The 2,976-nt window shown below is 59.2% G+C and carries 2 protein-coding genes; both read left to right on the plus strand.

The genetic code is table 11. The annotated features are described in order from the left end of the window. A partial coding sequence (locus VNX23_RS14915) for a hydantoinase B/oxoprolinase family protein (protein WP_325631223.1) occupies positions 1–1,859 on the plus strand: 1,859 nt, incomplete at its 5' end. 53 nt (positions 1,860–1,912) lie between these two features. Then, on the plus strand, positions 1,913–2,976 hold a 1,064-nt coding region (locus tag VNX23_RS14920; RefSeq protein ID WP_325631224.1), incomplete at its 3' end, for an SPFH domain-containing protein.

Here is a 2,976-nt window from a genome sequence, read left to right on the forward strand (position 1 = left end):
AGCGGCCAGCGGCTAAGCACCCTTCCGCCGCGCGCGCCCAAGACGCTCCGGCAGCGTCGGCGCCAAAGGAAGGCCGCCGCCTTGATACCGTCTCGCTCGATCTGATCGAGAACGCGCTGCGCAATGCCCGCTATGAAATGGATGCGGTGCTGTTCCGCTCCGCCATGTCGCCGGTAATCCGCGAACAGCATGACGAGTTCCCGATGATCACCGACCCGAAAGGGCGGATGATCGTCGGTCAGTTCGGCTCTTACGTTAACGAGATGCTCGCTGAGCAAAAGTTCGATCTGGAGCCTGGCGACGTCATACTGCAAAGCGACCCATACAAGTGCGGCGGCGCAATCAGCCATATCAATGACTGGATGGTGCTGGTGCCGGTGTTCCACCAGGGCGAATTGGTCGGGTTTGCCTCGATGTTCGGCCACTTGATGGATGTCGGCGGTTGGGTGCCGGGCAGCATGCCGACGGATGCAACCTCGATCTTCGGCGAAGGTCTCCGCATTCCGCCGCTTCTGCTTTACCAGCGCGGCGAGATCAATAAGGCAGTCCTTGACCTCATCATGAACAATACGCGCACGCCTGAGATGAATTACAGCGATCTCATGGCGATCATCGCCGGCTGCCGCGCCGGTGAGAGGCGCGTGATCGAAATCTGCGATCGGTTCGGTCGTGAAACCTATAAGCGGGCCTGCGACGAGTTGCTCGAGCGGACCAACCGCGCGATGCGCAAATTGATCGTGCAGAACTTGCCGGAGGAACCGAAGTCGTTCGAGGACTATGTCGACGACGACGGCCGCGGCAACGGCCCATTCAAGATGAAGCTCACTGTCTGGCGCGAAGGCGACAACGCCTACTTCGATTGGACCGGCACCTCCCCGCAAGCACCCGGGCCGATCAACTTCTATCTGCACGAAGGCATGTTCAAGATGTTCATCGGGGTCTACATGATCATGGTCTTTGACCCCCAGATCCTGTTCAACGACGGCTTCTATGATCTCATTCACGTGACCCTGCCCAAAGGCTCGCTGTTGCATCCCAACTTTCCTGCTCCTCTAGGCTCCCGCACCCACGCACTGTCACGGCAATTCGACGTGCTCGGCGGGGCGTTGAGCTACAATGCGCCAGAGATGGCGACGGCCGCAGGCTATGGTTCGAGCCCGCATTTTCTCTATTCAGGCGTGGACAAGTCCGGCCGGCCGTTTCAGCTTATGGAAATTCTTTATGGTGGCATTCCCGGCCGTCCGGTCGGTGACGGCCTGGACGGCCATTCGTGGTGGCCGTTGTTTCAGAATATCCCAAGCGAATACTTGGAGACCTACTATCCGATGCTGGTCGAAGGCTACACCACGATCATCGATAGCGGCGGTGCCGGCAAACACCGCGGTGGTAACGGCGTGGAAAAGGTCTTTCTCTTTCTGGAGGAAGGTGACATCTCGATCCACGACGACCGTCACTTGACGCAACCCTGGGGCATTCTTGGCGGGCGGCCGGCTGCATGCTCGGAGAAATGGCTGGTGCGCAAGGACGGTAGCCGCCAGCCGCTTCCCTCCAAGGTCGACAACGTCCGGGTTTATGCTGGAGATCGCGTGATTTTCCGCACTGCCGGCGGCGGCGGCTGGGGCGATCCGCTCGAGCGCGATCCGATGCGCACCCGCAACGATGTCGCACGCAAACTGATGACCGAAACGAAGGCGCGCGAGGACTATGGCGTCGTTCTCACGGGCGCGGGTCTTGACGTCGATCGTCGCGCCACCGACGAACTGCGCGACAGCATGAAGCGAAATAGAAAAACTCCGAAACTGTTCGAATTTGGTGAGCGCAGGGCAAATGCTTCGACCCGCTCTGTTCAGATGGTGTGAGCTTTTGCGGACAATGAAAATGCAAGAACTTCAAGAAACGGGACGAGTGGGCTATGCTTGAAGTGATTATCACTCTGATCGTTGTAGCGATCATCCTTGTCGCGATTTTCTACATAGTCTCGATTTGGATCTACAAACGCGCGCCGTCCAATATGGGATTCATTCGCACGGGCTTCCTGGGCACGAAGGTGTGCCTCGGCAAGGGCGCCATCGTGTTACCGGTGTTCCACGATATCACCTGGGTCTCGCTCGAGACGATCAAATTCGCGGTTAGCCGAGCGCGCGAACAGGCGATCTTGACCGCCGACAATATCCGCGTCGACGTGATTACTGAATTGTATGCTCATGTCGGTCATACCGAGGAGGCTGTCCTAACCGCCAGCCGCACGCTTGGCGAGAAGACGTTCGACGCCGAAAAGGTCCGCAACCTGCTAGAAGCAAAGGTCGTCGGCGCCTTGCGCAGCTACGCCGCCACCAAGACGTTGAAACAACTGCACGAGAATCGCGATGCCTTCGCTCGCGAGATTAAGGAGGATGTCAGCGAAAGCTTCGCCGCCAACGGCTTGATGCTTGAAGAGGTGACGATCGTGGCGCTGGAGCAATCGACCAAGGAATATTTCCGCTCCGACAACGTGTTCGACGCCGAGGGTCTCAAGGTCATCACCGAAATCACGTCGGAAGCTCGGCGCAAGGTCCACACCACTGAGAAGCAGACGACCGTCGCGATCCGCAACAAGGATCTCACTACCCAGCTCGAATTGCTGGAAATCGAGCGCCAGGAAGCAGTCGCGCTCGCCAGCCAGGACAAAGAGGTCGCCAACGAGCAGGCCAAGCAGTTGCGTGAGAAACAGACGTTCGTGCTCGATCAGCGGCTGGCAGTGGAACAGCGCGAAATCGAACACGAGAAGGCGCTGGAGCAATTGCGCACCGAGCGCGATATCGCCTTCACGGCCGAGGCCAAGCGCCGGGAAATCGCCCAGGTGCAGAAGGAGCTGGCGCTCGAACAGGAACGCCGCGACCGCGAGATCGCCTTGATCGGCAAGGCGCGGGAAGCGGAGATTGCCGAGATCGAACGCAGCCTCGCGCGCGAGCGCGCCGAGCGCGACAAGTCGATCGA

This window comes from Bradyrhizobium sp. (assembly GCF_035570375.1).
GTDB lineage: Bacteria > Pseudomonadota > Alphaproteobacteria > Rhizobiales > Xanthobacteraceae > Bradyrhizobium.